23 protein-coding genes are annotated in these 25,987 nt (G+C 66.5%); 10 read left to right on the top strand and 13 right to left on the bottom strand.

Going from position 1 to position 25,987, the window contains the following annotated elements:
* Window positions 1-41: 41 nt before the first annotated feature.
* The 5 genes from AC1MEM_RS08585 to AC1MEM_RS08565 all read right to left on the bottom strand — a co-directional run bounded on the left by AC1MEM_RS08585 (window position 42) and on the right by AC1MEM_RS08565 (window position 6,552).
* Window positions 42-878, bottom strand: a complete 837-nt coding sequence (locus AC1MEM_RS08585; RefSeq protein ID WP_499476617.1) for an HDOD domain-containing protein — start codon at window positions 876-878, stop codon at window positions 42-44.
* A gap of 145 nt (window positions 879-1,023) precedes the next feature.
* Window positions 1,024-2,136, bottom strand: coding sequence for a BON domain-containing protein (locus tag AC1MEM_RS08580; RefSeq protein WP_499476616.1), 1,113 nt, complete (start codon window positions 2,134-2,136; stop codon window positions 1,024-1,026).
* Window positions 2,137-2,256: 120 nt separating this feature from the next.
* The gene (locus AC1MEM_RS08575; RefSeq protein ID WP_499476615.1) at window positions 2,257-2,937 is read right to left on the bottom strand and encodes a hypothetical protein; all 681 of its coding nucleotides are present in this window, start codon (window positions 2,935-2,937) and stop codon (window positions 2,257-2,259) included.
* An 85-nt stretch (window positions 2,938-3,022) separates the two neighbouring features.
* Complete coding sequence (locus tag AC1MEM_RS08570) at window positions 3,023-4,651, bottom strand: methyl-accepting chemotaxis protein (protein ID WP_499476613.1); 1,629 nt, start codon at window positions 4,649-4,651, stop codon at window positions 3,023-3,025.
* 167 nt (window positions 4,652-4,818) lie between these two features.
* Window positions 4,819-6,552: a DUF8614 domain-containing protein gene (locus AC1MEM_RS08565; RefSeq protein WP_499476612.1), complete on the bottom strand. Its 1,734-nt coding sequence runs from the start codon at window positions 6,550-6,552 to the stop codon at window positions 4,819-4,821.
* 172 nt (window positions 6,553-6,724) lie between these two features.
* Here AC1MEM_RS08565 and AC1MEM_RS08560 point away from each other — a divergent pair, with 172 nt between their 5' ends.
* Window positions 6,725-7,264, top strand: a complete 540-nt coding sequence (locus AC1MEM_RS08560; RefSeq protein WP_499476611.1) for an REP-associated tyrosine transposase — start codon at window positions 6,725-6,727, stop codon at window positions 7,262-7,264.
* A gap of 98 nt (window positions 7,265-7,362) precedes the next feature.
* Here AC1MEM_RS08560 and AC1MEM_RS08555 read toward each other — a convergent pair whose 3' ends face one another.
* The 3 genes from AC1MEM_RS08555 to AC1MEM_RS08545 are packed head-to-tail and all read right to left on the bottom strand — an operon-like array spanning window position 7,363 to window position 11,675.
* Window positions 7,363-8,823: an efflux transporter outer membrane subunit gene (locus tag AC1MEM_RS08555; protein ID WP_499477605.1), complete on the bottom strand. Its 1,461-nt coding sequence runs from the start codon at window positions 8,821-8,823 to the stop codon at window positions 7,363-7,365.
* A 59-nt stretch (window positions 8,824-8,882) separates the two neighbouring features.
* Window positions 8,883-10,487 carry a DHA2 family efflux MFS transporter permease subunit gene (locus tag AC1MEM_RS08550; protein ID WP_499476610.1) on the bottom strand — a complete coding sequence of 535 codons (1,605 nt, stop codon included), beginning with the start codon at window positions 10,485-10,487 and terminating at the stop codon, window positions 8,883-8,885.
* Window positions 10,488-10,499: 12 nt separating this feature from the next.
* Window positions 10,500-11,675, bottom strand: a complete 1,176-nt coding sequence (locus AC1MEM_RS08545; protein WP_499476609.1) for an HlyD family secretion protein — start codon at window positions 11,673-11,675, stop codon at window positions 10,500-10,502.
* Window positions 11,676-11,786: 111 nt separating this feature from the next.
* Here AC1MEM_RS08545 and AC1MEM_RS08540 point away from each other — a divergent pair, with 111 nt between their 5' ends.
* The 7 genes from AC1MEM_RS08540 to crtB all read left to right on the top strand — a co-directional run bounded on the left by AC1MEM_RS08540 (window position 11,787) and on the right by crtB (window position 19,103).
* The gene (locus AC1MEM_RS08540) at window positions 11,787-12,443 is read left to right on the top strand and encodes a TetR/AcrR family transcriptional regulator (RefSeq protein ID WP_499476608.1); all 657 of its coding nucleotides are present in this window, start codon (window positions 11,787-11,789) and stop codon (window positions 12,441-12,443) included.
* A gap of 131 nt (window positions 12,444-12,574) precedes the next feature.
* Window positions 12,575-12,760, top strand: coding sequence for a hypothetical protein (locus AC1MEM_RS08535; protein WP_499476606.1), 186 nt, complete (start codon window positions 12,575-12,577; stop codon window positions 12,758-12,760).
* A gap of 396 nt (window positions 12,761-13,156) precedes the next feature.
* Window positions 13,157-14,143 (top strand): polyprenyl synthetase family protein, encoded by a 987-nt coding sequence (locus tag AC1MEM_RS08530; protein WP_499476604.1) that lies wholly within the window; start codon window positions 13,157-13,159, stop codon window positions 14,141-14,143.
* Entirely contained in the window at window positions 14,140-15,465 is a 1,326-nt protein-coding gene (locus tag AC1MEM_RS08525) for a glycosyltransferase (protein WP_499476603.1), read from the top strand. Before AC1MEM_RS08530 ends, AC1MEM_RS08525 begins: the two co-directional genes overlap by 4 nt.
* On the top strand, window positions 15,458-16,633 hold the full coding sequence (gene crtY, locus AC1MEM_RS08520; protein ID WP_499476602.1) for a lycopene beta-cyclase CrtY: 1,176 nt from the start codon (window positions 15,458-15,460) through the stop codon (window positions 16,631-16,633). The genes AC1MEM_RS08525 and crtY overlap by 8 nt, the downstream gene beginning before the upstream one ends.
* Entirely contained in the window at window positions 16,630-18,123 is a 1,494-nt protein-coding gene (locus tag AC1MEM_RS08515) for a phytoene desaturase (RefSeq protein WP_499476601.1), read from the top strand. Before crtY ends, AC1MEM_RS08515 begins: the two co-directional genes overlap by 4 nt.
* Window positions 18,120-19,103 (top strand): 15-cis-phytoene synthase CrtB, encoded by a 984-nt coding sequence (gene crtB / locus AC1MEM_RS08510; protein WP_499476600.1) that lies wholly within the window; start codon window positions 18,120-18,122, stop codon window positions 19,101-19,103. The genes AC1MEM_RS08515 and crtB overlap by 4 nt, the downstream gene beginning before the upstream one ends.
* Here the strand turns inward: crtB and AC1MEM_RS08505 are convergent.
* Window positions 19,018-19,533, bottom strand: coding sequence for a sterol desaturase family protein (locus AC1MEM_RS08505; RefSeq protein ID WP_499476598.1), 516 nt, complete (start codon window positions 19,531-19,533; stop codon window positions 19,018-19,020). The genes crtB and AC1MEM_RS08505 overlap by 86 nt on opposite strands.
* A gap of 119 nt (window positions 19,534-19,652) precedes the next feature.
* Here AC1MEM_RS08505 and AC1MEM_RS08500 point away from each other — a divergent pair, with 119 nt between their 5' ends.
* Complete coding sequence (locus AC1MEM_RS08500) at window positions 19,653-20,066, top strand: DUF2141 domain-containing protein (protein ID WP_499476597.1); 414 nt, start codon at window positions 19,653-19,655, stop codon at window positions 20,064-20,066.
* 24 nt (window positions 20,067-20,090) lie between these two features.
* Here AC1MEM_RS08500 and AC1MEM_RS08495 read toward each other — a convergent pair whose 3' ends face one another.
* Complete coding sequence (locus tag AC1MEM_RS08495; protein WP_499476595.1) at window positions 20,091-20,414, bottom strand: hypothetical protein; 324 nt, start codon at window positions 20,412-20,414, stop codon at window positions 20,091-20,093.
* Between the two features lie 339 nt (window positions 20,415-20,753).
* Between AC1MEM_RS08495 and aqpZ the strand changes: the two genes are divergently transcribed.
* Window positions 20,754-21,500: an aquaporin Z gene (gene aqpZ / locus AC1MEM_RS08490; RefSeq protein WP_499476594.1), complete on the top strand. Its 747-nt coding sequence runs from the start codon at window positions 20,754-20,756 to the stop codon at window positions 21,498-21,500.
* A 22-nt stretch (window positions 21,501-21,522) separates the two neighbouring features.
* On the opposite strand, the gene AC1MEM_RS08485 is transcribed toward aqpZ, so the two are convergent.
* From AC1MEM_RS08485 to aceF, 3 genes are all read right to left on the bottom strand, one after another.
* A complete protein-coding gene (locus AC1MEM_RS08485; protein WP_499476593.1) occupies window positions 21,523-22,392 on the bottom strand; it encodes an NAD(P)-dependent oxidoreductase in 870 nt (289 codons plus the stop codon).
* 339 nt (window positions 22,393-22,731) lie between these two features.
* The gene (gene lpdA / locus AC1MEM_RS08480; RefSeq protein ID WP_499476592.1) at window positions 22,732-24,585 is read right to left on the bottom strand and encodes a dihydrolipoyl dehydrogenase; all 1,854 of its coding nucleotides are present in this window, start codon (window positions 24,583-24,585) and stop codon (window positions 22,732-22,734) included.
* A 12-nt stretch (window positions 24,586-24,597) separates the two neighbouring features.
* Window positions 24,598-25,926 (bottom strand): dihydrolipoyllysine-residue acetyltransferase, encoded by a 1,329-nt coding sequence (aceF, locus tag AC1MEM_RS08475; protein ID WP_499476591.1) that lies wholly within the window; start codon window positions 25,924-25,926, stop codon window positions 24,598-24,600.
* Window positions 25,927-25,987: the final 61 nt, after the last annotated feature.

The raw sequence follows: 25,987 nt of genomic DNA, 5'->3' as shown, positions 1-25,987 counted from the left end.
TTGACCTGGATGCGCCCTGCGGTCAAAGGCGCGGCCGCGCATCAGACCAGCAGTGGCCCGCCCATCGCCTTGCAGGTGTCCAGCGCCTCGACGCGGATCGTCTCGAGCAGGTCTTCGTCGATGACGAAATCGATCGCGCTGTCGCCATGCTCGGGCAAGGCGGGCAGCGCCGCGCCCAGCGGAGAAGCGATTGGCGCATACTGGTTGGCCAGCAGCAGCGTGTCGAGCAGGGTCGAGGGCGGCATGTTGATCCAGGCGCGGCGCAGCGCGCCGATGGCTTCGGCCACCGGCACCGGCACCGCGAGCTTTTTCAGGACTTCGAGGCTGACCACGTCCTCGCACAGCTCGCCCCATTTCTCCGGGTCGTCGTCCAGCAACCCGGGAAATTCGTCGGCGCGCGACAGCAGATAAAAGCCGCCGACCTCGTGGATGATGCCGGCGAACAGGGCCGTATCCGGATTGACCCCGGTGACGCGGCGCGCCAGTGACCAGGCAAGCGCGGCCACGTGGGTGGTGTGTTCCCACAGCTGTTCAGCCTTGGCGCGCAGGCCGGGGTCCTTGATGCGGCTGCCGAACTGGCGCACCACCAGGCTGGCGACGAGCGCCTGCAGGCGACGGTAGCCCATGCGGGTGACGGCGGCGCGCACATTCGTCACGGGAGGCCCGCCGCCGCTGAAGGCCGCCGAATTGGCCAGCGCGACGGTGCGCGCGGCCAGTTGCGGCTCGGCCAGCACGAGCCGGATCGCCTCGTCGAGCGGGCAATCGGGATCGTCGAGCGCCTGCTGCAGGCGCAGTACGGCATTGACGCTGGTAGGGAAAGTGATATCACCGCGCGAGGCTTGCGCAACGATGTATCCAAAGGCTTCGAGTTTATTCACCCGAAAATTATAACCGCCCGCTCACCTGGGCAGGCGTTTGCACGATGCCAGGCCGCCGCCGGCGGCAGGAATGCGGCATGCATACGACAACGCGCGCAGCCATCGATGATGACTGCGCGCGTAGCGAGCGCCAATTGCTGCGCGATTACTTGACCTTGATTGCGCTCTTTACGCTGGTCACGCCTTCGGTTTCCTTGGCGGCCTTGATTGCCTTGTCGGCCTCGGCCTTCGATTCGACGAAGCCGCTCAGCATGACGGTGCCCTTCTCGGTTTCGACGTGGATGCCCAGCGATTTCAGTTCCGGCTGCGCCAGCAGGTTGGCTTTCACCTTGGTGGTCAGGGCCGTGTCCGAGGCGGCAACGGCGGTGGTGCGGCCGGCGTCGCGGGTCTTGTCGGCGACGCGGTCGGTGGCGTTGTCGGTCTTCGCGGCGGTGGTCGCTGCGGCGTCCTTCGTGTTTTCCCTGGCGTTGGAAGCAGCCTGGCGGGTCTTGTCGCCGACGTTCTCGGCCGTGTTCTCGGTCTTCTGGGCGACAGTCGAGGCCACCGCCCTGGTCTTGTCGACCACGGTCGATGCGACTTCCCTGGTCTTCTCGGCAACAGTCGAGGCGACGGCCTTGGTCTTGTCGACGGCGGTGGCGGCGGCATCCCTGGTCTTGTCGGCGGCGTGTTCGGTGGCGTTCTCGGCGCGGCCGGCCATCGTCGTCACATTGCCCTTGCTGTCGACCAGGCAACCGGTGTTGTTGCTGCCGGCGGCCTGTTCGCACTTGGCGACGGCGGCGGCTTTCACGGGATCCTTGGTGTCGGTGCTGGCGATCAGGCCGGCGCTGCCGCTGGCGCCGGTCGAACCGTCGCGGCCTGCCTTGGCGTCGGCCAGCGCGGCGGTGCGCACCGACTTGGCGTTGTCCAGGCAGCTGTCCTTGTCGGCGCCGCTCTTGGCGTCGCACTTGACCTTGGCCACTTCATAATCGGCTTCGGCGACCTTGCTGCGGGCGCTGGCGCGGCCCTGCTCGGAATTGTTGTACTTGGCGACCGCGTTCGACTCGGTGCGGGTACGCGCGGCTTTCGCCTCGGCCATGCAGACATCCTTGTCGTTGCCCTTTTTGGCATCGCATTTGGCGGTGGCGGTCTTGTATTCGGAAGCGGCCTTCTGGGTCACGTTGCGGTAGGTCGCTGGGTCGTGGTTCAGGGCGGCAGTCGGTGCGGCGGCGAAAGTGGCGCCGGCTGCGGTAGCCAGCAAAGTAGCGAGCAACGTTTTCATGGCGGTGTCCCTTGTGTGGGTTGTTGTGATAGCGCCATTAAACGCCGCCTACCTCACAACATCTGTGCGACAACGAACACTTGCCGAAAAAACCATAAAACGCCCTGGGGCGGGATGATCTCAGTCATGCAGCAAACCTTCGCGCCAGAGCGGGGCCGCATCCTCGAACGGGGCATCGGCACTGCCGAAACGCCCGCCGTCGCGGGCCAGCGCGACCCATGCGCGGGTATCGTGCCCGCCGCGCGGCGTCTGCCCGGCACGCACCGACGCGAGCCAGCCGTGCACGCGGCCGTAAGCCTCGGGATGGCTGTGGCGGGTCCAGGCCAGCGCCGCCAGGTCGGCATAGGCTTCCTCGCGGCGCGATTCGCGCAGGGCGCGCGCAATGGCCAGGAGCGAACCGTCGCTTGCCGTTTCTTCGCCGACTTCGACGAAGCCGGCCGGCAAGGCATTCCAGGCGCCGTTCGCATGACGCCAGCAATGGGCGATCTCATGCGCCGCCATCGCCTCGATCAGCTCGCCCTGCTTGTCCTCAGGCACGCCCGCGAAGACGGCCTCGGCCTGGGGATTGCCGCGCAGCGACAGGACCATCTTGCAGCGCCCGCGGTCGTAGCCCATCGCCAGCGGCACGTCCGTGGCGCCCGCCTGGGGCTGGACGATGATGTCGATCGGCAGTTTCAGGGCTTGCGAATAGACGAGGACCGGGGCCGCCGACTGCAGCCAGCGCTCTTCGAGCGCGGTCAGTTCGGCGGCCTGGGCGCTCGCGCCGGCGAGGAGTGCGAGGGAAAACAGAGATTTGAACATGGGATACATCCGGGTTCGAAGAAATGCCTCAAGGCAATTCTAGAACCCAGAATATCTTCCCACGCAGAAATATTTTTGTCCCTGTTCAAACCGATAACGCCAGACCCGGTCTTTGCGACACGGAAACAACACTCCGGGCGGCATGCTGTTCCATTTTGAAGACACTCACGACCTCGGCTAGCGTCGCGGCCTCGTCGTTCAGCGAAGCGGCAGCGGCGCTGGCCTGCTCGACCAGGGTGGCGTTCTGGCGCGTCGCCTCGTCCATGCGGCCGATGGCTTCGTTGACCTGCTCGATGCCGGCGCTCTGCTCGGCGCTGGCCGAACTGATCTCGGCCATGATGTCGGTCACGCGTTTCACGCTGCTGACGATCTCGTCCATCGTACTGCCGGCCTCGTCGACGAGGCGGGCGCCGGCATCGACGCGCTCGACCGAGCTGCCGATCAGGGTCTTGATTTCGCGCGCGGCGGCGGCCGAACGCTGGGCCAGGTTGCGCACCTCAGTCGCGACGACGGCAAAGCCGCGCCCTTGCTCTCCGGCACGCGCCGCCTCCACCGCGGCGTTCAGCGCCAGGATGTTGGTCTGGAAAGCGATGCCGTCGATGACGCCGATGATGTCGACGATCTGTTTTGACGAGGCATTGATCGAAGCCATGGTCTCGACCACCTGCGCAACCACCGCACCGCCCTTCACCGCCACGCTTGAGGCCGATTCGGCCAGCGCGTTGGCCTGGCGCGCATTGTCCGCGTTCTGGCGCACGGTGCCAGTCAGTTCTTCCATCGAAGCGGCCGTGTCCTTCAGGGTGCGGGTCTGGTTGTCGGTGCGGTTCGACAGGTCCTGGTTGCCGGCAGCGATCTCGGTCGAGGCGTTGGCAATCGTCAGCGTGCCGTTGCGCACTTGCCCGACGATCGAGACCAGGCTGTCGCGCATGCCCTGCATCGCGAACAGCAGGCTCGAGCGGTCGCCCGGCGCGGTGGCAATCTGCACGCCGAGGTTGCCGGCGGCGATGCTGCGTACGATGTCGGCGGCATAGCCCGGCTGACCGCCGAGCTGGCGCAGCAGGCCGCGGCTGATGAACCAGGCGCCGAGGCTACCCGCGGCCACGGCAATCGCGCACAGCACCACCATCCAGGCCAGGAAACTGCCCGACAGCGCACGTGCTTCGGCCGCCGAATCCTTGTTCAGCTGCTCTTCGAGGTCGATCAGGCGGTTCACGCTGGCCAGCCAGGACACGAAGGCCGGGGCGGCCTCTTTCGCCAGCAAGGCGCGCGCGCCGTCGCCGTCGCCGGCCAGGCGCAGTTCGGTGACTTTCGCGATCAGCGGCTGGGCCTTGCGCTCGTCTTCCTTGATCGCGGCCAGCGCACTCTTCTCGTCAGGGAGGATATCGGTGCGCTGGGCGAACAGGGCGTCGAGCGCGGTCGCGGCACGCTCGTAATTGGCGGCCAGCACGCGGATCTGTTCGATGGCGGGTTGCGCGGCCGCGTTGTCGTTTGCCAGCACCACGTCGCGCAGGGCGATCGCGCGGTCGTGCACGCTGCCGCGGAAATCGATGGCGTGGCGTTGCTTGACGTTATTCACGTCATTGATGCGGTTCAGGGTGGCGTCGATGTTGCCGACGCGGCTCACCGCCAGCGCCGTCAACACCATCATCAGCGCCAGCACGGCGCCGAAACCGAGCGCCAGGCGGGCGCCGATCGTCATTTTCGAAGAAAACATGGAAGCTCGCTCAAGGTCAGCCGGACAACGCTCCGGTCGCGCCGTACGGCAACATTGCCATACGGAAAGTGAGCGTGACTATAGCAGAGCTTCCATGCGATTTCGTCAAATACTCTTTAGATATCGCACTCTAATGTTGTAAATTGTCGAAATCGGCGACAACGCGCTTATCGCTGCTGGCCCGAGGTCAGCGCCTTGGCCGTCACGAAGGCCGGGCGGATATCGTTCGGCACCGCCTTCATCTTGTCGAGCGCCTTCTGCACGTCCGGGCGGATGACGACATACTTCGCCATCAGCGCATGGGCGCGCGCGTAGTCCCCTAGCGCCTCGATCGTCAGGAATTCGCGGTCCAGGTCCATCACGCCCTGCTTGATCTTCTTGAAATCGACCGAGAAGGTACCGTCGCCGTGAGAAACGAAGGCGCCCTTGTCGAGCAGATAGTTCACCTGGATCGCCATGCCGCGCGCGTGCGAATCGGTCAGCCCGAAGTGCAGGGTCCGGAAGCACGAGGCCAGGAAGGTGTTGTAGAGCTTGCGTTCAGCTGCGGCGCCCTGCCCCAGCGTGTCCTTCAGCTGGCCCTTGTCCATCATGTAGCTCAGGGCCCACAGGCCGGTGACGTCCGCCTTGGCTTCCTCGATCGTCGAATAGGCTTCCTTCAAATCCTGGCGCGGGGTCGATTCCTTGCCGCCCTGCTTCGTGTGGTGCGGTCCCAGGCCGTGCGTGATCTCGTGCGCCAGGATGTGGGTGAAGAAGGAATCGAAATCGAGGTCCTTCTGGTCTTGCGGACGCAGTACCAGTTTCGTGATCGGCTTCAGGGTCGATTCGAACTTGGCTTCCTGGATGTTCTTCAACATCACGCGCTTGGAGCCGCGCTCGCGGATGATGCGTTCGTCGTTCGGCAGGTTGTAGGCGGCAGTCTGCACGCCCATGTTGCCGTCGCCCGCACCATACACCTGGTTCACGACGACCATTGGCGCCATCGCCCCGACCTTCGGGTTGCGGTACTGTTTATCCACCGGCAGGTTGTCTTCCAGCTCCTGCATGTGTTTGCCGAAGAAGTTCAGCTTCTGCGTCTCTTTCGGGTCGCGCACGTTGACATAGGCTTCGAAGGCGGCCTTGTAGCCGAACAGTTCGTCGTTATAGGTTTCGTAGGGTCCGATCGTGATGTCGACCGGCGAATCGAGGTCCATCCAGGCGAAGTCGGAGGCGAGGTAATCGTTCGACAGGAAGGCGTCGGCGCGCAGCAGCAGGAATTTTTTCAGGGACGCGTTGTCGGTGCTGGCGGCGGCGTCGCGCAGCAGTTTCGCCAGTTGCGTGAGTTCCGTCTTGTATTCCTCGGAATACGGCACGGTACGGAACTTGCCTTCCGGGCCGGTGCGGACCACGGTGAAGAACCACTGGGCCGCTTCCTTGTCTTTCGCCGGCAAGCCGTTCATCCAGGACTCGAGCGCTTCCTTGGTCGCGCCCGCCGGATAAAAATTGGCGCCATCGGGCTTGCGTTCCGGGATCTTGACGCCGGCATACTCGGGCGGCATGAAGGAAGCGTTGCCGTCGATGATGGACCACGGGCCCTTGTTCAGCCAAAAGTAATGCTGGCGCGCCTTGCCGAGCGGAGAGTTGTCCTTCTGCAGCGCCGCCCACAGCGCTTCATTGCCGGCCCAGCGCTGGCGCAGCTGCAGGGTATCGACGATCTTTGCCGCTTCGATGAGCTTGCCGATGGCCGCGCGGTCGCCCTTCGACAGCCCGGCCGTTTCGGCGCGCAGCTCGACCGGTGCGAAGCGGTTCGCCATCGCGTTCAGTTCGGCCGCGCTGGCCGCGTGGGCTTTCAGTGCGGGCGCGTCGGCCGCGCAGGCGGAGCCGGCGGCGATGGCCAGCACGAGTGGTGCGAGAAGGTGTTTCATGGGTCCCCTGAATTGTTTTGAAAACAAGCTGGGGATTGTAATACGGCGACGGTAGTGCACCGTAGGGTGGGCATGCCCACGCGGACTTTCGGATGAATATCGTCATCGCATGCATGACACGTTTGCGCTGACGCATCCGGAAAAACGGGTTGCACGGATACGATGCCGCACCATGACACGCTACCGCCGCCTGCGCGCAGGTCCCACCTATTTCTTCACCGTCGTCGCCTGTGAGCGCCGGCCCATCTTCTGCGACCCGGGCTTTCGTGCCGCCCTCCGCCAATCGATCACCGCTGTCCGCGCATCACGTCCATTCACGATCGACGCCTGGGTGCTGATGCCGAATCACATGCACTGCATCTGGACCATGCCTGAGCGGGATTTCGATTATGGGAGGCGCTGGGGCGAGATCAAACGTTACGTGTCGAATGTGTGCCGCGAGACGCTGCACGATCCGGGTTTGCTGACACGATCAGCGAAGAAGCACCGCGAATCGTCGATCTGGCAGCGGCGGTTCTGGGAGCACCAGATCAGGGACGATACCGATTTCGAACGGCATGTCGATTACGTGCATTTCAATCCGGTGAAGCATGGGTTCGTGCTGAACGCCGTCGAGTGGGAGCATTCGACGTTTCACCGGTATGTGCGCGACCGGATGTATGCGCCGGATTGGGGTGGGACGGTGGAGGCGCGCAGCCGCCATTGGGAATAAGCGGTCGGGTGGGTATGCGTACGTAACGCGTGGGCATGCCCACCCTACGGTGCACAACGGACGCGGGTTTCAAAGCCCGCGTCAGGTGTGCACATTTTTTAACGCACGGTTGCCAGCGCCGGCGCCTGCATCCACCCACCACCCAGGGCACGCGCGACGGCGACCGATGCCAGCAGGCGCTGGGTACGGATCTGCGCGGCGGCGCGGTCCGCGGCCAGCGAACTGCGCTGGGCCTCGGTCACGTCGAGATAGGTCGAGATGCCGCGCTCATAGCGCGCCTGCGCCACCAGCAAGGCACGCGCGGCGGCTTCCTGTGCCTGCGCCTGCATGTCGCCCTGCTTCTGGCGCTGCTGCGCGTCCGACAAGGCGTCTTCGACTTCGCGCAGTGCGGTGAGCAAGCGGTTCTCGTGGTTCGCCACCGCTTCCTCGTAACGCGCCCGGTACAGCGCCAGGTTGGCTTTATTGCGGCCGCCGTCGAACACCGGCAGCGACAGGGCCAGCGGCCCGATCGAGAACTGGCGCGCGCTGCCGCCTGCGAGGTCGCGCAGCGATTGCGAGGCGTAGCCGAAATTGCCGGTCAGCGTCAGCGATGGATAGAACATGCCCTCGGCCACGCCGACTTGCGCGTTCGCCGCGCGCAGGTTGGCGACGCTCGCCGCCAGGTCCGGCCGTTGGGCCAGCAGGCTGGCCGGCAGGCCGACCGGGATCGATGGCGGCAGCGGCAGCGCCGTCTTCGCATCGGTCGGCACCAGCGGCTCGCTCGGCGAGGTACCGGCCAGGACCGCCAGCGCGTGTTCAACGAGATTGCGCTGGCGCTGCACTTCATGCAGGTCGGCTTCGGCATTCGCGCGCTCGACGCGGGCGCGCGCCACATCGAGTTCGTTGGTCAGGCCGGCGCCGAAACGCGCTTCCACCAGTTCCTGCGCTTCACGGCGCGCAGCCAGCGCATTGACCAGGATGGCCTGCTCGGTATCCAGGCCACGCAGCTGCCAATAGCTCTGCGCCACCTGGCTCGAGAGCATCAGCAGTACGCCGTCGCGGTCGTCCTGCGCCGCCAGCGCCTGGGCGTCGGCCGCTTCGACCACACGGCGCACGCGGCCCCACAGATCGAGTTCGTAGGACAGCGCGGCGCCGACCGAGAAGTTGTTGCCTTCGATCGAACGCCCGCCCAGCGCGAGTGCCTGCGAGGTCTCGGCCGAGGTGCGCGAATTCGACACGCCGGCGTTCACCGACAGGTTCGGCGACTGGCCGGCGCGCAGCACGCCTAGTTGCGCCTGCGCCTGCAGCAGGCGCTGCGCGGCGGCTTTCGCGCCCGGATTGTCGCGCAGTGCGCGCTCTTCCAGGCGGCTCAGGGTGGCGTCGTTGAACACGGTCCACCAGTCGGCCGGCAGGCGCGCGGTGTCGGCCGGAGCGGCAACGACTGCCGGCTCGGCATGACGGTAAGCCGGCGTCTCGACCGCTTTCGGCGCCATGAAATTGGGGCCGATGGTGGAGCAGCCGCTGGCCATCAGGGCCAGTGCGGCTGCCACGCCGATGGACAGCGCGCGCTGCGGAAACATACGCCTCAGGGAATCGAACATGGAATCGAACATCGTTTTTCTCATCTCTTCTTATTTAATCAATGACCGCCACCGCCGGCGCCGCCGGGGGACTTGACCTTGTCGGCGAGCCAGACCATGGCGATGCAGCCCACCAGGATCGCGCCGACGATAAAGAAGCCGTCGTTATAGGCCATCACATAGGCTTCGCGCCGCACGATGCGGTCGAGCGCGGCCAGCGCCTGGTTGGCGGCCGTGGCCGGGTCGATGCCGCTGGCGACAAAAGCCTGCGTCATCTGCTCGATGCGTTCCTGGGTCGGCTCCGCATAGGTCGACACCGATTCGCCCAGGCGCGCGGAATGAAAATGCTCGCGGTTGGTGAGCGAGGTCGCCAGCATCGCAATGCCGACCGAGCCGCCCAGGTTACGCGTCATGTTGAACAGGCTCGAGGCCGAGGGCATGTCTTTCGGGGCGATGCCGTTCATGGCGAAATTCGACAGGGTCAGCATCACGAAAGGCTGGCCGATCGCGCGCACGATCTGGGTCACCATCAGCTGGTCGTAGCCGGTGGTGGCGTCCATGAAGGCGTTCATCAGGCAGGAGCCGCCGAACAGCAGCAGGCCGAAACTGCACATGATGCGGTTGTCGACCTTCGACGACAAGGCAGCCGCAAACGGCATGACGATCAGCTGCGGCAGGCCGACCCAGGCGATCACTTCGCCGATCTGCATCGGCGTGTAGCCGGCGATTTGCCCCAGGTACAGCGGCAGCAGGTAGGACGAGCCATACAGGCCCATGCCGGTGACGGCCGACAGCACCGTGGCGATCAGGAAGTTACGCTGGCCGTAGAGGCGCAGGTTCACGAAGGACTGCTGGCGCGAAAAGCTGGTCGCGATCCAGCCGAGGATGCCGGTCAGCGCCAGCGCGGCGAAGGTGATGATGAAGCCGGAATCGAACCAGTCCTTCGAATTGCCCTCTTCCAGGAAGATGGTCAGGCAACCGAGGCCCAGCGCCATCAGGCCGATGCCGAGCCAGTCGGCGTTGATCAGCTGTTTGACCTGCGCCGGTTCACGGTCCAGGCCATACACCATGCCGGCGATGAGCAGCACGCCCGGCACCCAGTTGATGTAGAAGATCGAGGGCCAGCCGTAGATCTCGGACAGGTAGCCGCCCAGCGTCGGGCCCATCGCCGGGGCCAGCGTGGCGGTGAGGCCGAAAATGGCCATGCCGACCGCGCGCTTGGAACTGGGCAGGCGCGTCATCACGAGCGTCATCGCCATCGGGATCAGCGCGCCGCCGGTGAAACCCTGCAGCATGCGGAAAATGATCATGCTTTCCAGGTTCCAGGCCGCGCCGCACAGGGTCGAGAACACCAGGAACAGGGAAGTCGTGCCGATCATGTAGCGGCGCACGCCGAAGGCGCGCGCGAACAGCGCCGTCATCGGGATCACGACGATCTCGGCGCACAGGTAGGCGGTCGAGATCCAGGAGCCCTCTTCCTGGGTTGCCGAAAGCGTGCCAAGGATGTCGCGCAGCGACGAATTGGTGATCTGGATGTCGAGCACCGCCATGAAGGCGCCGAGCATGCCGGCGGCGACCGCGATCCAGGTACGCGCATCGACGCGCGCACCGGCGGCGGGCGCGCCGGGGAATACCGCTGGCGCGGCCTTGGTCGTACTCGTCATGGACGGTCCTTCTTATTTAACCTGCTGCGCCGAAGCGGACTGCGCCGGCTCGTCGCGTTTCGGCTCACCCTTCTGGCGCAGGTCGATCTCGGCAACCACCGACATGCCCGGCACCAGGCGGCCCGTCAGGCGCTGCACGTCGTTTGGTGCCAGCGTGATTTTCACGGGCACGCGCTGCACGATCTTGGTGAAGTTGCCGGTCGCGTTATCGGCCGGCAGCAGCGCGAACTGGTTGCCCGAGGCCGGCGAGAAGCTGTCGACGCGGCCGACCAGGTGTTCGTTCGGCAGCGCGTCGATCTGCAGGTCCACCGCCTGGCCCGGTTTCAGGCCGGCGAGCTGGGTTTCCTTGAAGTTGGCATTCACCCAGACCTTGTCTTCGACCACGGCGACGAGCTGCTGGCCCGGCTGTACCCGCGCGCCCACTTCGACGCTGCGGCGGCCGATGCGGCCGTCGACCGGCGCCAGGATGCGGCTGTAGGCGACCTGCTGCTTCGCGTCCTTCAGTTGCGCCTGCAACACCTTGATCTGGGCTTTCAGCACGTCGCGCGCGGACGACGCGGCATTGATCTGCGACTTGGCGGCGCTGGCGGTGTCGCGGCGCGCATTCACGTCGGCGGCGGCGGCGGTGCGCGCGGCGTTGGCGGCATCGACTTCGGCTTTCGAGACGGCTTTCATCTGCTTCGTGTACAGCTGGCCGAAGCGCTCGGCGTCCTGGCGTGCGCGCAGGGCGAGGGCTTGCGACTGGCCGACTTGCGCCTGCGCCGCCTGGGCCTGGGCGCGCACCTGCTCGACTTGCGCGTCGGCCTGGACCACCTGCTGTTTGGCGCTGGCGATCTGCGCTTCGATCTGTTCGACGCGCACGTGCTGGTCGGCCGGATCGAGTTCGGCGATGACGTCGCCCGCTTTCACATGCTGGTTGTCTTCCACCAGCACGCGCGTGACGACGCCGGCGATGCGCGCCGACACCGGGTGCACGTGGCCGGCGACGTAGGCGTTCTCGGTATCGACGAAATTATGGCTGCGGTACCACATGCGTCCGCCGGCCACGCAGGCTGCGATCGCGATCAGCGCGACCACGGCGAGCACGCGCTTGTTGGGCGGGGTCTTGCCGGCGGCGGCCGGGGCTGCCGGGCCTGGTGGCGGATTGCCGAGCGGCTTCTGCTCGATCGTGGGCTGGGTTTGGGACATGAAGCACTCCAGGAAAGGAATAGGTGATTTCCGCCATTATTCGGCAAGCGCCCCAGTTCGTCAAGAAATGAAACGGTTGCATTTCATTAGTGGGTCCATTACAGTGACGCCATGAGCAAATCATCGCAAGCAAGTAGCGCACCCTGCCTGCGCGGCGCCGGCCGCCCCAGGGCAAGCGACGTCGAAGCCCGCACGCAAGACCTGATCGACGCCGCCGCGCGCCTGTTTTTGACCAACGGCTACACCCGCACCAGCCTGGAAGCGATCGCACGCGCAGCCCGTGTTGCCGTGCGCACCATCTATGTCAAATTCGGCGGCAAGGCCGGCCTGCTCGAAGCGGTGATGGTGTCGCGCCGCGAAGTGTTCTTCCGCATGCACGACATGGAACACGACCTGCGCCCGTTTCGCGAAGTGGTCGACGATTTCGCGCGCCAGTTCTTCGACCTGCTCTGCGAGGATCAATTGATCGCGATGCAGCGCGTGGTGATCGCGGAAGCGGGCGACAATCCGGAACTGGCCCACACCTTCTACGATGCCGGCCCGCGCATGACGCGCGAAATGCTCGAACGCTTCTTCGCCCGCCCCGACATCCGCGCCCAATTGCGGGCCGACCTGCCCTTCGAACAATTACCCGCTTTCCTGACCAGCTGGATTTCCGGCGACGCCATGCAGCGCTTCGTGTTTCCGAACGATCAGCCGGAGCGCGCGGAAGCGCATCGCCTGCTGGCGGAGCGCCTTGCGCTGTTCTACCGCGCCGTGCTGAGATAGTTTTACCGCTGAGCGAAATGTGCGTCATCGCACCGATCTGGTGCGGGCCTGTGTGGGACACTGACCCTCTACTTCAAGGAGGATCTCATGGTTCTCAACAAGAACATCACAGCATTAAGCAAGGGGGTGGTATGAGCAAGACTTCACGTTACGAATGGCGCGACCAGCAGGCAGCCCTGCAGGAGCGCATGAAGGGTTTCCTGATGAATCCTGGTTCCGAACAACTCGAAGCGGTGGTCGCTGAAATGCGCGCTTATGCCGATGCCGCCAGGTCGGGGCATATCGAGATCCCGCAGAGCTGGACCAGCTACGCCTGATTGTCGATCCGGCGCCTTGTGCGCCACCATAAAAATGCCGCCCGGCTCGCGCTTGGCGGCATTTTTTATTCACACGCTCGTAGGGTGGGCGGCTCCACCAGGCTGGCTGCACACCCGCTACCTTCGCGCCGCCCTCGCGTTCAACGCACGCCCGCACGGCGAACCGCCCGCAGTTCCACGCACGCCCCAGCCCCCAGCCCTGCTCCGCTCCGCACATCACCGGGACAAAATCGGGACGAACCAGCCCTATACCCACAAAAATCGCCAGATTTGACGAGAAAACAAGCACAATACAAAAACACCATTGAAACATTGACGATTCCACCTGTTCGCTTCCAGTATGATCGACGCCAGCTTCATCAATTTCAGCAAGCATTCTGGACAAAGGATCGGCGCATGACGACGATGACTGGACGGTACACGGCGCGCGAGGCAGACATGCGTGCCGACCCCTGGATGGCGGAACTGGCCGCGATCCGGCACGAGTTCGAAGAACGCATGGCCCAGCTGCTGCCCGACAGCGGCAACGGCGCCGACCTGCTGGCCGCGGCCATGCGCGCCGGCACCCTCGGCGCCGGCAAGCGCATGCGCCCCCTGCTGCTGATGCTCGTCGCGCGCGACCTCGGCTGCGCCGCCCCTGCCCTGGTCGACATCGCCTGCGCGGTCGAGATGGTGCACGCCGCCTCGCTGATCCTCGACGACATGCCGTGCATGGACGACGCGATGCTGCGCCGCGGCCAGCCAACGATCCACGTGCGCTACGGCGAAGACGTCGCCATCCTCGCTTCGGTCGCCCTCCTCAGCCGCGCCTTCGGCGTGCTCGCCACGGCGCCCGACATCGCGCCGGAAGTGCGCGCGCGCCTGGTCGCCACGCTGGCCGAGACGGTCGGCACGCAGGGCCTGGTACGCGGCCAGTTCGAAGACTTGCGCGCCGGCGGCCAGCGTTCGGAACACGACATCGCCACGACCAACGAACTGAAAACGGGCGTGCTGCTCGGCGTCTCGGTCGACATGGCCGCGATCCTCGCCGGCACCGACGACTGCGTCGCCCAATCGCTGCGTGCCTTTGCGCTCGCCGCCGGCCACGCCTTCCAGATCCGCGACGACTTCCAGGACGATCCGGCCAACGACAGCCAGGTCACCGGCAAGGACACCGGCAAGGACCTCGGCAAGGCCACGCTCATCAACGCGCTCGGCGTCGAGGAAGCGGGGCAGCGCCTGGCGCGCCACCTGGACGAGGCCGAGCGTAATCTCACCGACGCCATCGGCCGGGAGCAGCGCACGCGCCGCTTCGTCGATACGCTGTTCGGCCAGGGAGCGCGCTTTCGCTTCGGCGGCAGCGTGCGCGCCGCTGCGCCGGACCGCGAGCTGGTGCACCATTGAACCGCCAGCGCGGCCAGGCGGGACAGCGCATGGCCCATTTCGGCGTGGTCGCCCCCGCGTTCTACAGCCACTTCAGCGCGCTGTCGGCGCTCGCGCTGGCCTTGCATGCACGCGGCCATCGCATCACTTTCCTGCAGCGGTCGGACGCTGGCGCTTACCTGAACGATGCGCGGCTCGGCTTCCACGCGGTCGGCGCCGGCAGCCATCCAGCGGGTTCGCTGGCCGCGTCGCTCAGGCGCGCGGCCAATCCCGGCAGCCCGCTCGGCCTGCGCCGCGTGATCCTCGACATGGCCGCCGCCACCACCATGCTGTGCCGCGAACTGCCCGCCGCCTGCGAACAGCTGCAGATCGACGCCGTGCTCGGTGACCAGATGGAAGCGGCCGGCGGCCTGGTTGCCGAGGCGCTCGGCCTGCCCTTCATCTCGGTCGCCTGCGCGCTGCCGGTGAACCGCGAAGCCGGCATTCCATTACCCGTCATGCCCTTCGACTGGAGCGCCAGCGAACGTTCGCTGCACATGTTCGAAGGCAGTACCCGCGTCTACGACTGGATGATGGCCCCGCACCGGCGCGCGATCGAAAGCGCGTCGCGACAGCTCGGCATTCCGCTGCGCGGCGCCCTGCACGACTGCCTGTCGCCGCTGGCGCAGGTGAGCCAGACGGTGGCCGCCTTCGATTTTCCGCGCGCAAAACTGCCGGACAATTTTCACCACGTCGGTCCGCTGCGCGCGGCTTCGCACAAGACGCCGGCGCGCGTCGACGCCCTGCCCGCCATCGATCCGGAACGGCCCTTCATCTTCGCCTCGCTCGGCACGCTGCAGGGACACCGCTTCGACCTGTTCAGGCGCATCGCCCAGGCCTGCCGCCGGCTCGACGCCCAGCTGCTGGTCGCGCATTGCGGCGGCCTCGATGCACGCCAGGCGGCCGCGCTCGAACGCGCGGGCGCCACCTGGGTCTGCGCCTTCGCGCCGCAGGAAGCGGCGCTGGCGCGCGCGGACGCCGTCGTGTCGCATGCGGGCCTGAACACGGCGATGGATGCGGTCGCAAGCCACACGCCGATCCTGGCGCTGCCGATCGCTTTCGACCAGCCGGGCGTGGCGGCGCGCATCCGCCATGCGGGCGTCGGCCTGTCCGCTGCGCCAGGCTTCACCAGCGCCACCGGCCTGGCGCGCCGCTTGCGCCGCTTGCTGGACGAGCCGGGTTTCAGGGAGCGTTGCGCGCCGCTGGCCGACACCGTACGCAGCGCGGGCGGCAGTACACGGGCCGCCGACATCGTCGAGACGGCGCTGGGAATCGACACGCAGGGCCAGGCACATCGTGGATAAACGCGGCTACGACCTGATCCTCGTCGGCGGCGGGCTGGCCAACGGCCTGATCGCCTGGCGCCTGCGCAGCGAACGGCCGGAGCTGAACATCCTGCTGCTGGAAGCGGGCGAGGCCATCGGCGGCAACCACACCTGGTCCTTCCACGATGGCGACCTCACTATCGCGCAGCGCGCCTGGGTCGCGCCGCTGGTCGGCAGCCGCTGGCCGCAGTATGACGTTGTCTTCCCCGGCTACGCGCGCACGATCGACAGCGGCTATGCCAGCATTGCCTCAAGCGATTTCGCGCACGTCATCGCCACCGCGCTCGGCCCTTCCCTGCGCACCGGGACTCCGGTCGCCGGCCTGACCCCGACCAGCGTGCGGCTGGCCAGCGGCGAGGTCCTCCATGCCGGCGCCGTCATCGATGGCCGCGGCCCGCAGGCCAGCAGCCGCCTGGCGCTCGGCTACCAGACCTTCCTCGGCCAGGAAGTGAGACTACGTGTTCCACATAAGCTGACAGCGCCGGTAATCATGGACGCCGACGTGGAGCAGGCGGGCGGCTACCGTTTCGTCTACCTGCTGCCCTTCGGGCCTGACCGGGTACTGGTCGAAGACACCCATTACGTCGACACGCCAGCCCTGGAACCGGAGCGCCTGCGCGCCAACATCGCGGCCTATGCCAAAGGGCGCGGCTGGGACATCCTCGAGGTCCTGCGCGAAGAACAGGGTTCGCTGCCGATCGTGCTGGCCGGCGACTTCGACGGCTTCTGGCGCGACCTGTACGGGCAGCCCGCCTCCGGCCTGCGCGCCGGGCTGTTCCATTCGACGACTGGCTACTCGCTGCCGCACGCGGTGCGCCTGGCCGAGCGCATCGCGCGGCTGCCGGACCTCACGGCGCCGGCCCTCTTCGGCGCGATCCGTGTCGAAGCGACAGCGGCCTGGAAAAACCAGGGCTTCTTCCGCCTGCTCAATCGCATGCTCTTCCTGGCCGGCAGCCCGGACCAGCGCTGGCGCGTCATGGCGCGCTTCTACCGCCTGCCGGCGCCCTTGATCGCACGTTTCTATGCCGCGCGCCTGCGCCTGTTCGACAAGGCGCGCATCCTCAGCGGCAAGCCGCCCGTCCCCGTGCGCGCGGCCTTCGACGCCGCGCGCATGCTCCACCCCAGCCAGATCAGGAAACCCGAATGAAGGCAAGCACCAACACCGCAGTCGTCGTGGGCGCCGGCTTCGGCGGCCTGGCCCTGGCCATCCGCCTGCAGGCCGGCGGCACGCAAACAACGCTGCTGGAAAAGCGCGACAAGCCGGGCGGACGCGCCTATGTCTACGAAGACCAGGGCTTCGTCTTCGACGCCGGCCCGACCGTCATCACCGATCCATCCTGCATCGAAGAGCTGTTCACGCTTGCCGGCAAGCGCATCGAAGAGTACGTCGAGATGCTGCCGGTGGCGCCCTTCTATCGGCTGTGCTGGGAAGACGGCAGCCACTTCGACTACGCCAACGACCAGGAAGCGCTGGACCGCCAGATCCACGCGATCAATCCGGCCGACGTGGCCGGCTACCAGCGCTTCCTCGCCTACTCGAAGGCGGTGTTCGAGGAGGGCTATATCAAGCTCGGAACCGTCCCCTTCCTCACATTCCGCGACATGATCGCGGCCGGGCCGCAGCTGGCGAAACTGCAGGCCTGGCGCAGCGTCTACAGCATGGTCTCGAAGTTTGTGGAGGACGAGCACCTGCGCCAGGCCTTTTCCTTCCACTCGCTGCTGGTCGGCGGCAATCCCTTCGCGACCTCGTCGATCTACACGCTGATCCACGCGCTCGAGCGGCGCTGGGGCGTCTGGTTCCCGCGCGGCGGCACCGGGGCGCTGGTGAATGGCCTGGCGCGCCTGTTCGAGGACATCGGCGGACGCATCGAACTCAATGCCCCGGTGGCGCAGATCGAAACCAGGGACGCCCGTGCCAGCGGCGTGCGCCTGGAGGATGGCCGCTTCTTCGCGGCCGATGCGGTGGCCTCGAACGCCGACGTGGTGCACACCTATGCGTCGCTGCTCGGCCAGCATCCGCGCGGCGCCGGCGAAGCGGCCAGCCTGCGCAAGAAGCGCTTCAGCAATTCGCTGTTCGTGATTTATTTTGGCCTCGACCACCACCACACCCAGCTGCAGCACCACACGGTCTGCTTCGGCCCGCGCTACCGCGGCCTGATCGACGAGATTTTCAGGGGCAGCGCGTTGGCCGACGATTTTTCGCTCTACCTGCACGCGCCCTGCGTCACCGACCCGTCGCTGGCGCCGCCGGGCTGCGGCAGCCATTACGTGCTGGCGCCCGTGCCGCACCTGGGCAATGCGGACATCGACTGGGAAGTCGAGGGGCCGCGCTACCGCGACAAGATCTTCGCCTATCTCGAGGAGCGCTACATGCCGGGCCTGCGCAGCCAGCTCGTCACCAGCCGCATTTTTACCCCCTTCGATTTCCGCGACCAGCTGAACGCGCACGTGGGCTCGGCGTTTTCGCTGGAACCGGTGCTCACGCAAAGCGCCTGGTTCCGCCCGCACAACCGCGACAGCGCCTTGCACAACCTCTACCTGGTCGGCGCCGGTACCCATCCGGGTGCGGGCGTGCCGGGCGTGATCGGCTCGGCCAAGGCGACCGCCGGCCTGATGCTGGCGGAGGCGTCAGCGTGAGTGTCCGTTTGAATGCATCACTCCTCGACCACGCGACGGAGACCATCAAGGTCGGCTCGAAAAGCTTTGCGGCCGCCGCCAGGCTGTTCGATCCGGCCGTGCGGCGCGGCGTGCTGATGCTGTACGCCTGGTGCCGCCACTGCGACGACGTCGTCGACGGCCAGGAACTGGGCTTTGGCGGCGCCGCGCCGGCAAGCCACGATCCGCATGCCGAGCTGGCGCAGCTGTACGAGCAAACGCGCCGCGCGTATGCGGGCGAGGCGATGAGCGACCCCGCCTTTGCCGCCTTCCAGGAAGTCGCGCTGCGCCATGCGATCGCGCCGCGCCATGCCCTCGACCACCTGGCGGGCTTTCGCATGGACGTCGACGGGACGCGCTACGAAACGATCGAGGACACGCTGCGCTACTGTTACCACGTGGCCGGCGTGGTCGGCCTGATGATGGCCTCGATCATGGGTGCGCAGGACGAAGAAGTGCTGGACCGCGCCTGCGACCTGGGCCTGGCCTTCCAGCTGACGAACATCGCGCGCGACATCGTCGACGACGCCTGCATCGGGCGCTGCTACCTGCCCGCGCAATGGCTGCGCGAAGCCGGCATTCCCCCGCATGAGATCGCGCTGCCGCGGCACCGGGTGGCGCTGGCGAAGGTCGCGGCGCGCCTGGTCGCGCATGCCGAGCCCTATTACGATGCGGCGCTGGGCGGTGTCGCGGCCCTGCCCCTGCGCTCGGCCTGGGCGATTGCCACGGCGCGCAATGTCTACCGCCAGATCGGGATCGAAGTCACGGCGCGCGGCCCGCGGGCCTGGGACGAACGGGTCGGCACCTCGCGCGCCACCAAGCTGGTCTTGCTGGCGAAGGGCGGCGCCGAGGCGCTGCTGTCGCGCGTGCGGGTCGTTACGCCGCGTCCTGCCGGCTTGTGGCAGCGGCCGGACGCCGGCCTTGCGGCGCCCCGCCGTGCAGCGCATGCAAGCGGCGCTTGAGGGTGGCGACGGGGGGCGCGTAGAGGAAGCCGAAGGAAACCGCGCCCTCCCTGCCCTCGACCGCATGGTGCATGCGGTGCGCCTGGTACAGCCGCTTGGCGTAGCCGCGGCGCGGGGTGGCGTGGAAAGGCCAGCGCCGGTGCACCAGGCCGTCGTGCGCGACGAAGTACAGGACGCCGTAGGCGGTCATGCCGGCGCCGATCCACTGCAGCGGCCACCTGCCTTCGGTGCCGAACCAGATCAGGGCGATCGCCACGCCCGCGAAGACGACGGCATATAAATCGTTCTTCTCGAACCAGCCGGTGCGGTGTTCATGGTGCGAGCGATGCCAGCCCCAGCCGAAGCCGTGCATGACGTACTTGTGCGCGACGATGGAAAACACTTCCATGAAGACGACCGTGGCCACGACGATGAGCGTATTGAGCAGCATGAATGTGGCAAGGAAGAGCAAAAAGGGATGATTGCAGCCTATCATAGCGCGGCAGCGCGCACGGGAAGCGACTGCCGCCTGTCCCGCTCTTGCCCCGACAATCCAGAGAGGAAATCCCAATGAACCAGCTGTTCCGCATCACCCTGTCCGCCGCCCCCTTGCTCTTGGCCATCGGGGCTTCGGCCGCCACAGTCGAGGTCCATGTCACCGGCGTGAGCGCACAAGGAAGCGTCAAGGTCGCCGTCTGCGACAGGGAACGCTTCCTCAAGCAATGCGCGTTCAGCGCCTCGGCGCCGGCCCAGGCGGGCGAGACGACGGTGCTGGTCAAGGGGGTACCCGCCGGCACCTGGGCCGTGCTGGCTTACCAGGACGAAAACGGCAATGGTGAACTCGACCGCAACCTGATCGGCATGCCGAAGGAAGCCTACGGTTTCAGCCGCGATGCGCGCGGCAAGTTCGGCCCGCCGGGCTTCGAGGATGCCGCCATCGAGATCGGCGAAGCGCCGGCCGTCACCAGCGTGCGCTTGCGCTGAGGACGGGGCTTCAGGCCCGGCGCCTCAGGCGGGTATGGACGCGTCCTGGCGCGCCTGCTGCACGCCGTTGTCGAACACCCGCATCAGGAAATGCACCTTGCGCGGCGCCCGGTGCCGCTCATGGGTGTCGCGCGTCAGGATCTCGACGCGGCGCGGGTGCAAGGCCAGCTGGCGCACGTCGATGTGCTCGCCGGCCGCATCGTTGCCGGCGAACTGGGCCGCCAGGTGCTGGGCGACCGTCCCGGTCAGCGTGACCGGCAGGCCGTGCAGGGTCGTACTGAATTCGAAGGCCCGCGATGCGGGCAGGACGAACAGCGTCCCGACATACTCATTGCCGTGCTCTTCCATGCCAGTCTCCTGTGCAGTCTGCTGTGATGCGCATTCGCCGCGCGGGCGCAGCCTCGGCTCGCCGCTTGCACGTCCATCATAGCGCGGCGGCGCCAGGGCGCGTCAGGATAATTGCGGGGCCACCGTCGCCGTGCATGGCCGCGGCACGCGGCCGCCACGCGACGCGCGCCGCGTCCCGGCTTCGCACCGCCGCGCCGCAGTTCGCCGCCCACGGCGGCGCCATGACGGACTGCTGTACGAATCAACTGGCGCCCGCCGATCCACGCACTAGAATCGAAAGTGCGGCGCCATGTCCATGGCGGATGGCGCAACGCCCGTCCCTTTCCTGGAGGACTAGCCATGTTGCGCAAGATGATTGCCGAATTCATCGGCACTTTCTGGCTCGTGCTCGGCGGATGCGGCAGTGCCGTGCTGGCCGCCACGTTTCCCGAGGTCGGCATCGGCCTGACGGGGGTGTCGCTCGCCTTCGGGCTGACGGTGCTCACCGGCGCCTATTCGCTCGGCCCGATCTCGGGCGGCCACTTCAATCCGGCCGTCACGGTCGGGCTCTGGGCCGGTGGACGTTTTCCTGCCAAACAGATCGGCCCCTATATTGTCATCCAGGTGGCGGGTGCGATCGCCGCCGCGGCCGTCCTGTACGCGATCGCCAGCGGCAAGCCCGGCTTCGACGCGGCGGCCGGTTTCGCCGCCAACGGGTATGGCGAACACTCGCCGGGCGGTTACGCGCTCGGCTCGGCCCTCATCACCGAAGTGGTGATGACCTTCATGTTCGTGCTCGTCATCCTCGGCGCCACGCACACGCGCGCGCCGGTCGGCTTCGCGGGCCTGGCGATCGGCCTGGCGTTGACGCTGATCCACCTGATCAGCATCCCGGTGACCAACACCTCGGTCAATCCGGCGCGCAGCACCGGGCCGGCCCTGTTTGCGGGCACCTGGGCGCTCGGGCAGCTCTGGCTGTTCTGGCTCGCACCGCTGCTGGGCGCGGGGCTGGCCGGGGTGCTGTACCGGACCGTGCTCGAACACGAACCGGGCGAGCCCGCGGTATCCGGCGAGCGCGAAGGCGTGATGATTCCAGCCCATCACTAAGCACTGGCGCGCCATCACATGTTCACGCCGGCGGCGGCGCCGACATGCGCGCCAGCCCCGCCAGGTCGAGTTCACCGTCGCCGCGCGCCACGGCTTCCTGCAAGGTCTCGCGCAGCACGGCACCGAAGCGCAGGCGCACACCATGCTCTTGCGCCGCATCGTTGGCCAGACCCACATCCTTCAACCCGAGCGACAATTTGAACCCGGCCGGGCTGTAGCGCTGCTGCGCGATCATCGCGCCATAGCCCTTGTAGACGGGCGAACCCGCGAACAGGGTATTGCTCAGCAGGTCGAGGAAATCGCCCGCCTCGATCCCGTGCGCGCCCACCAGCGCCGCCGATTCGCCCATCGCCTCGATGGCACAGGCCAGCGTCAGGTTGGCGCCGAGTTTCACGGCATTCGCCTGTTCGGGTACGGTGCCGAAGCGCCAGGTCTTCTGCCCCATCAGGTCGAACAGGGGCTGCACGCGTGAGATCAATTCGTCCGGGCCGGCGGCGACGATGTTGAGCTTGCCGGCCGCCGCCACGTCGACCCGGCCGAGCACCGGCGCGGCGATGTAGCCGACGCCGCGCTCCTGATGCAGCTGCGCCATCTCGCGCGCAAAGGCGACCGACACCGTCGCCATGTTGACGTGAATGCTGCCGGGCGCCAGCGCAGCGAGCGCGCCGCTTTCCAGTACTGCGCGGGTCGATGCATCATCGGCCAGCATCGTGAACAGCACGTCGACGGCGGCCGCTTGCGCCGCGCTGGCGGCGGCCTGCGCGCCCTGGGCCGCCAGTTCCTGCACAGGACCGCTGCTGCGGTTCCAGACGCGCAGCGGGTGGCCGGCGCGCAGCAGGTTTGCTGCCATCCCGCGGCCCATTGCGCCCAGTCCAATGAATCCGATGTTCATGCCTTGCTCCTTGTCGTTGCTGCCATTTTTGGCGAATCGTTTATTGGAGCAGCATTTCGCAAATGGCGGCGCGGAAACCGCCCGCTGGCAGCCGCAATGGTAGGGTGGGCGCCCTGCGCCCACGCGGTACGTGGGTCACCGCGAGTTCGCAGCGTCGATACATCGCTCGCAAAACGTCCGGCAATCGTTAGCGATTCAGTTGAATGTACGAGCGACGCGTCCCGGCATCAGGCCGAATCGGTGGCGCACGTAAGCGCGTGGGCGCGTGGGCGCGGGGCGCCCACCCTAAAAAAAAACGGGACCTTGCGGTCCCGTTTTCGATTAGAGCGACGTTGCTGCTCAGCGCTTGCGCGCCGGCGGCAAATCGGTGCAGACGCCCTTGTAGACTTCCGCCGCCATGCCGATCGACTCGCCCAGCGTCGGGTGCGGATGGATCGTCTTGCCGATGTCGACGCCGTCGGCGCCCATCTCGATCGCCAGCGCAACCTCGCCGATCATGTCGCCGGCATTCGTGCCGACGATGGTACCGCCGATGATGCGATGCGTTTCAGCGTCGAACAGCAGCTTGGTGAAGCCTTCGTCGCGGCCGTTGGCGACAGCCCGGCCCGATGCGGCCCACGGGAAGTGGCCCTTCTCGACCTTGATGCCCTTTTGCCTGGCTTCGTCTTCGGTGATGCCGGCCCATGCCACTTCCGGATCGGTGTAGGCGACCGACGGGATGACCTTGGCGTCGAAGTATGCCTTCTCGCCGTGCGCCGCTTCCGCCGCGACGTGCGCTTCGTGCACCGCTTTATGGGCCAGCATCGGCTGGCCGACCAGGTCGCCGATGGCGAAGATGTGCGGCACATTCGTGCGCATCTGGCCGTCGACCGGGATGAAGCCGCGATCCGTCACCGCCACGCCAGCCTTGTCGGCCGCGATTTTTTTACCATTCGGGCTGCGGCCGACGGCCACCAGCACCATATCGTACAGCTGCGGTTCCGGTGCGGTGGCGCCGGCTTCGGCGGCTTCGAACGTCACCTTGATGCCCTCGTCGAGTGCTTCCACGCCGACGGTCTTGGTCTTCAACATGATGTTGTCGAAGCGGTGCGCGTTGTACTTCTGCCAGACCTTGACGGCCTCGCGGTCGGCGCCCTGCATCAGGCCATCCATCATTTCGACGACGTCGATGCGTGCACCGAGGGTCGAGTAGACGGTTGCCATCTCGAGGCCGATGATGCCGCCGCCGATGACCAGCATCTTCTTCGGTACCTGGCGCAGTTCCAGCGCGCCGGTCGAGTCGACGATGCGGGGGTCTTCCGGCACGAACGGCAGTTTCACGACGGCCGAACCGGCGGCGATGATCGCTTTCGCGAACTTCACGACCTTTTTCGCGCCGTCCGGGCCGGTCACTTCGATGTGGTTCGGGGAGAGAAAACTGCCCACGCCCTGCACCACATTGACTTTACGCGCCTTCGACATGCCGGCCAGGCCGCCGGTCATCTTCTTGATGACGCCGTCCTTGTAGGCACGCAGCTTGTCGATGTCGACGTCGGGTTTGGCGAAGGCCACGCCCAGGTCGCCCATGTGCGCGGTCTCGTCCATGATGTGCGCCACGTGCAGCAGCGCCTTGGACGGGATGCAGCCCACGTTCAGGCAGACGCCGCCCAAGGTCGCGTACTTCTCGACCAGCACCGTGTTCATGCCGAGGTCGGCCGAACGGAAGGCGGCCGAATAGCCGCCAGGACCGGCGCCCAGCACCATCATTTCGCATTCGACGTCGACCTGGCCGCTGTAGCTGGCGGCGCCCGGGATCGGCGCCGCGGCAGGCGTGGCGGCGTCGAGCTTGTGCGCCGGCGCATAGGAATCGGCCGGCATGGCAGCGGCAGCCGGCGCTGCGGCAGCCGGCGCTGCGGCAGGGACAGCGGCAGGAGCGGCGGCGGCAGGAGCGGCGGCGGCAGGCGCGGCAGCACCGGCAGCCTCTTCGATCATCAGCAGCAGCGAACCTTCGTTCACCTTGTCGCCGACTTTCACTTTCAGCTCTTGCACGACGCCGGCGTGGGTCGACGGAATCTCCATCGAGGCCTTGTCCGACTCCACGGTGACCAGCGACTGGTCGACCTTGATCGTGTCGCCGGGCTTGACCATCAGCTCGATGATTTCAACGTCCTTGAAATCGCCGATGTTCGGGACTTTTACTTCAACAGTGCTCATTCTCGGCGCTCCTTACAGAAGGGTCTTGCGCAGGTCGGCCAGCACGTCGGCCAGGTAGGCGGCGAAGCGTGCAGCGCCGGCGCCATCGATCACGCGGTGGTCATAGGACAGCGACAGCGGCAGCATCAGGCGCGGCTGGAAGGCCGAACCGTCCCAGACCGGCTTCATCGCGGACTTCGACAGGCCGAGGATCGCCAGTTCCGGTGCATTGATGATCGGCGTGAAGGCCGTACCGCCAATGCCGCCGAGCGACGAAATCGTGAACGTCGCGCCCTGCATGTTCGCCGGGCTCAATTTGCCGTCGCGCGCTTGTGCCGACAGCTCGCCCATTTCGGTGGCGATCTGCGACACGGTCTTCTTGTCGGCATCCTTGACGACCGGGACCACCAGGCCGTTCGGGGTGTCGGCCGCGAAACCGATGTTGTAGTACTGCTTGAGGATCAGCGCGGCGCCGTCTTCGCTCAGCGATGCATTAAATTGCGGGAACTTCTTCAGCGCGGCGACGCTGGCCTTGATGACGAAGGCCAGCATGGTCAGCTTCACGGTCGACTTCTGCTTGGCCAGCGCGGCGTTCGAATCGACGCGGAACTGTTCCAGGTCGGTGACGTCGGCTTCGTCGAAGGTCGTCACGTGCGGGATCATGACCCAGTTGCGGTGCAGGTTCGGGCCGCTGATCTTCTTGATGCGCGAGAGCGGCAGCAGTTCGGTCGGGCCGAACTTCGAGAAGTCGAGCGATGGCCATGGCAGCAGGTCGAGACCGACGCCGGAGCCGCCTTTCGACGGGCCAGCTGCGGCAGGTGCAGCCATCACGCCCTTGACGAAGTTCTGGACGTCGGTCTGGGTGATGCGGTTCTTCGGACCGGTGCCCGGCACGCGCGACAGGTCGACGCCGAGTTCGCGTGCGAACTTGCGGATCGATGGCGATGCGTGGGCTTTGCTTGCATCGCCGGCAGGAGCGGCAGGTGCAGGCGCAGCAGCTGGCGCTGGTGCGGCGGCCGGAGCTGGAGCTGGTGCAGCAGCGGCAGGCGCCGGCGCGGCAGCAGGTGCAGCAGCAGGCGCAGCTTCCGCAGCCGGTGCAGCCGGTGCAGCGGCAGCGCCGCCCGCGGCTTCCTCGAGCAGCAGCACGAGCGAACCTTCGGCGACCTTGTCGCCGACCTTGATCTTGATTTCCTTGACGACGCCGGCGTGGCTGGATGGGATCTCCATCGACGCCTTGTCGGATTCGACGGTCACCAGCGACTGGTCGACCTTGATCGTGTCGCCCGGCTTGACCATCAGTTCGATGACTTCGACTTCCTTGAAGTCGCCGATGTCCGGGACTTTGACTTCCACAATGCTCATAGTGTTAGCTCCGTTATTTTTTGTTTGGCTGAATCAGAAACACCGGCCCCGCAGGGCCGGC

It is taken from the genome of Telluria sp. AIW5, assembly GCF_056680575.1.
The sequence above is the reverse complement of the archived record's forward strand: the minus strand, read 5'-3'. Positions and strand labels throughout refer to the sequence as shown.

Bases quoted from the DNA above. Each gene is read 5' to 3' on its own strand.
- AC1MEM_RS08580 (WP_499476616.1), bottom strand. From the start codon at position 2,136: ATGAAAACGTTGCTCGCTACTTTGCTGGCTACCGCAGCCGGCGCCACT.
- AC1MEM_RS08575 (WP_499476615.1), bottom strand. From the start codon at position 2,937: ATGTTCAAATCTCTGTTTTCCCTCGCACTCCTCGCCGGCGCGAGCGCC.
- AC1MEM_RS08570 (WP_499476613.1), bottom strand. From the start codon at position 4,651: ATGTTTTCTTCGAAAATGACGATCGGCGCCCGCCTGGCGCTCGGTTTC.
- AC1MEM_RS08565 (WP_499476612.1), bottom strand. From the start codon at position 6,552: ATGAAACACCTTCTCGCACCACTCGTGCTGGCCATCGCCGCCGGCTCC.
- AC1MEM_RS08560 (WP_499476611.1), top strand. From the start codon at position 6,725: ATGACACGCTACCGCCGCCTGCGCGCAGGTCCCACCTATTTCTTCACC.
- AC1MEM_RS08555 (WP_499477605.1), bottom strand. From the start codon at position 8,823: ATGTTTCCGCAGCGCGCGCTGTCCATCGGCGTGGCAGCCGCACTGGCC.
- AC1MEM_RS08550 (WP_499476610.1), bottom strand. From the start codon at position 10,487: ATGACGAGTACGACCAAGGCCGCGCCAGCGGTATTCCCCGGCGCGCCC.
- AC1MEM_RS08545 (WP_499476609.1), bottom strand. From the start codon at position 11,675: ATGTCCCAAACCCAGCCCACGATCGAGCAGAAGCCGCTCGGCAATCCG.
- AC1MEM_RS08540 (WP_499476608.1), top strand. From the start codon at position 11,787: ATGAGCAAATCATCGCAAGCAAGTAGCGCACCCTGCCTGCGCGGCGCC.
- AC1MEM_RS08535 (WP_499476606.1), top strand. From the start codon at position 12,575: ATGAGCAAGACTTCACGTTACGAATGGCGCGACCAGCAGGCAGCCCTG.
- AC1MEM_RS08530 (WP_499476604.1), top strand. From the start codon at position 13,157: ATGACGACGATGACTGGACGGTACACGGCGCGCGAGGCAGACATGCGT.
- AC1MEM_RS08515 (WP_499476601.1), top strand. From the start codon at position 16,630: ATGAAGGCAAGCACCAACACCGCAGTCGTCGTGGGCGCCGGCTTCGGC.
- AC1MEM_RS08505 (WP_499476598.1), bottom strand. From the start codon at position 19,533: ATGCTGCTCAATACGCTCATCGTCGTGGCCACGGTCGTCTTCATGGAA.
- AC1MEM_RS08500 (WP_499476597.1), top strand. From the start codon at position 19,653: ATGAACCAGCTGTTCCGCATCACCCTGTCCGCCGCCCCCTTGCTCTTG.
- AC1MEM_RS08495 (WP_499476595.1), bottom strand. From the start codon at position 20,414: ATGGAAGAGCACGGCAATGAGTATGTCGGGACGCTGTTCGTCCTGCCC.
- aqpZ (WP_499476594.1), top strand. From the start codon at position 20,754: ATGTTGCGCAAGATGATTGCCGAATTCATCGGCACTTTCTGGCTCGTG.
- AC1MEM_RS08485 (WP_499476593.1), bottom strand. From the start codon at position 22,392: ATGAACATCGGATTCATTGGACTGGGCGCAATGGGCCGCGGGATGGCA.
- lpdA (WP_499476592.1), bottom strand. From the start codon at position 24,585: ATGAGCACTGTTGAAGTAAAAGTCCCGAACATCGGCGATTTCAAGGAC.
- aceF (WP_499476591.1), bottom strand. From the start codon at position 25,926: ATGAGCATTGTGGAAGTCAAAGTCCCGGACATCGGCGACTTCAAGGAA.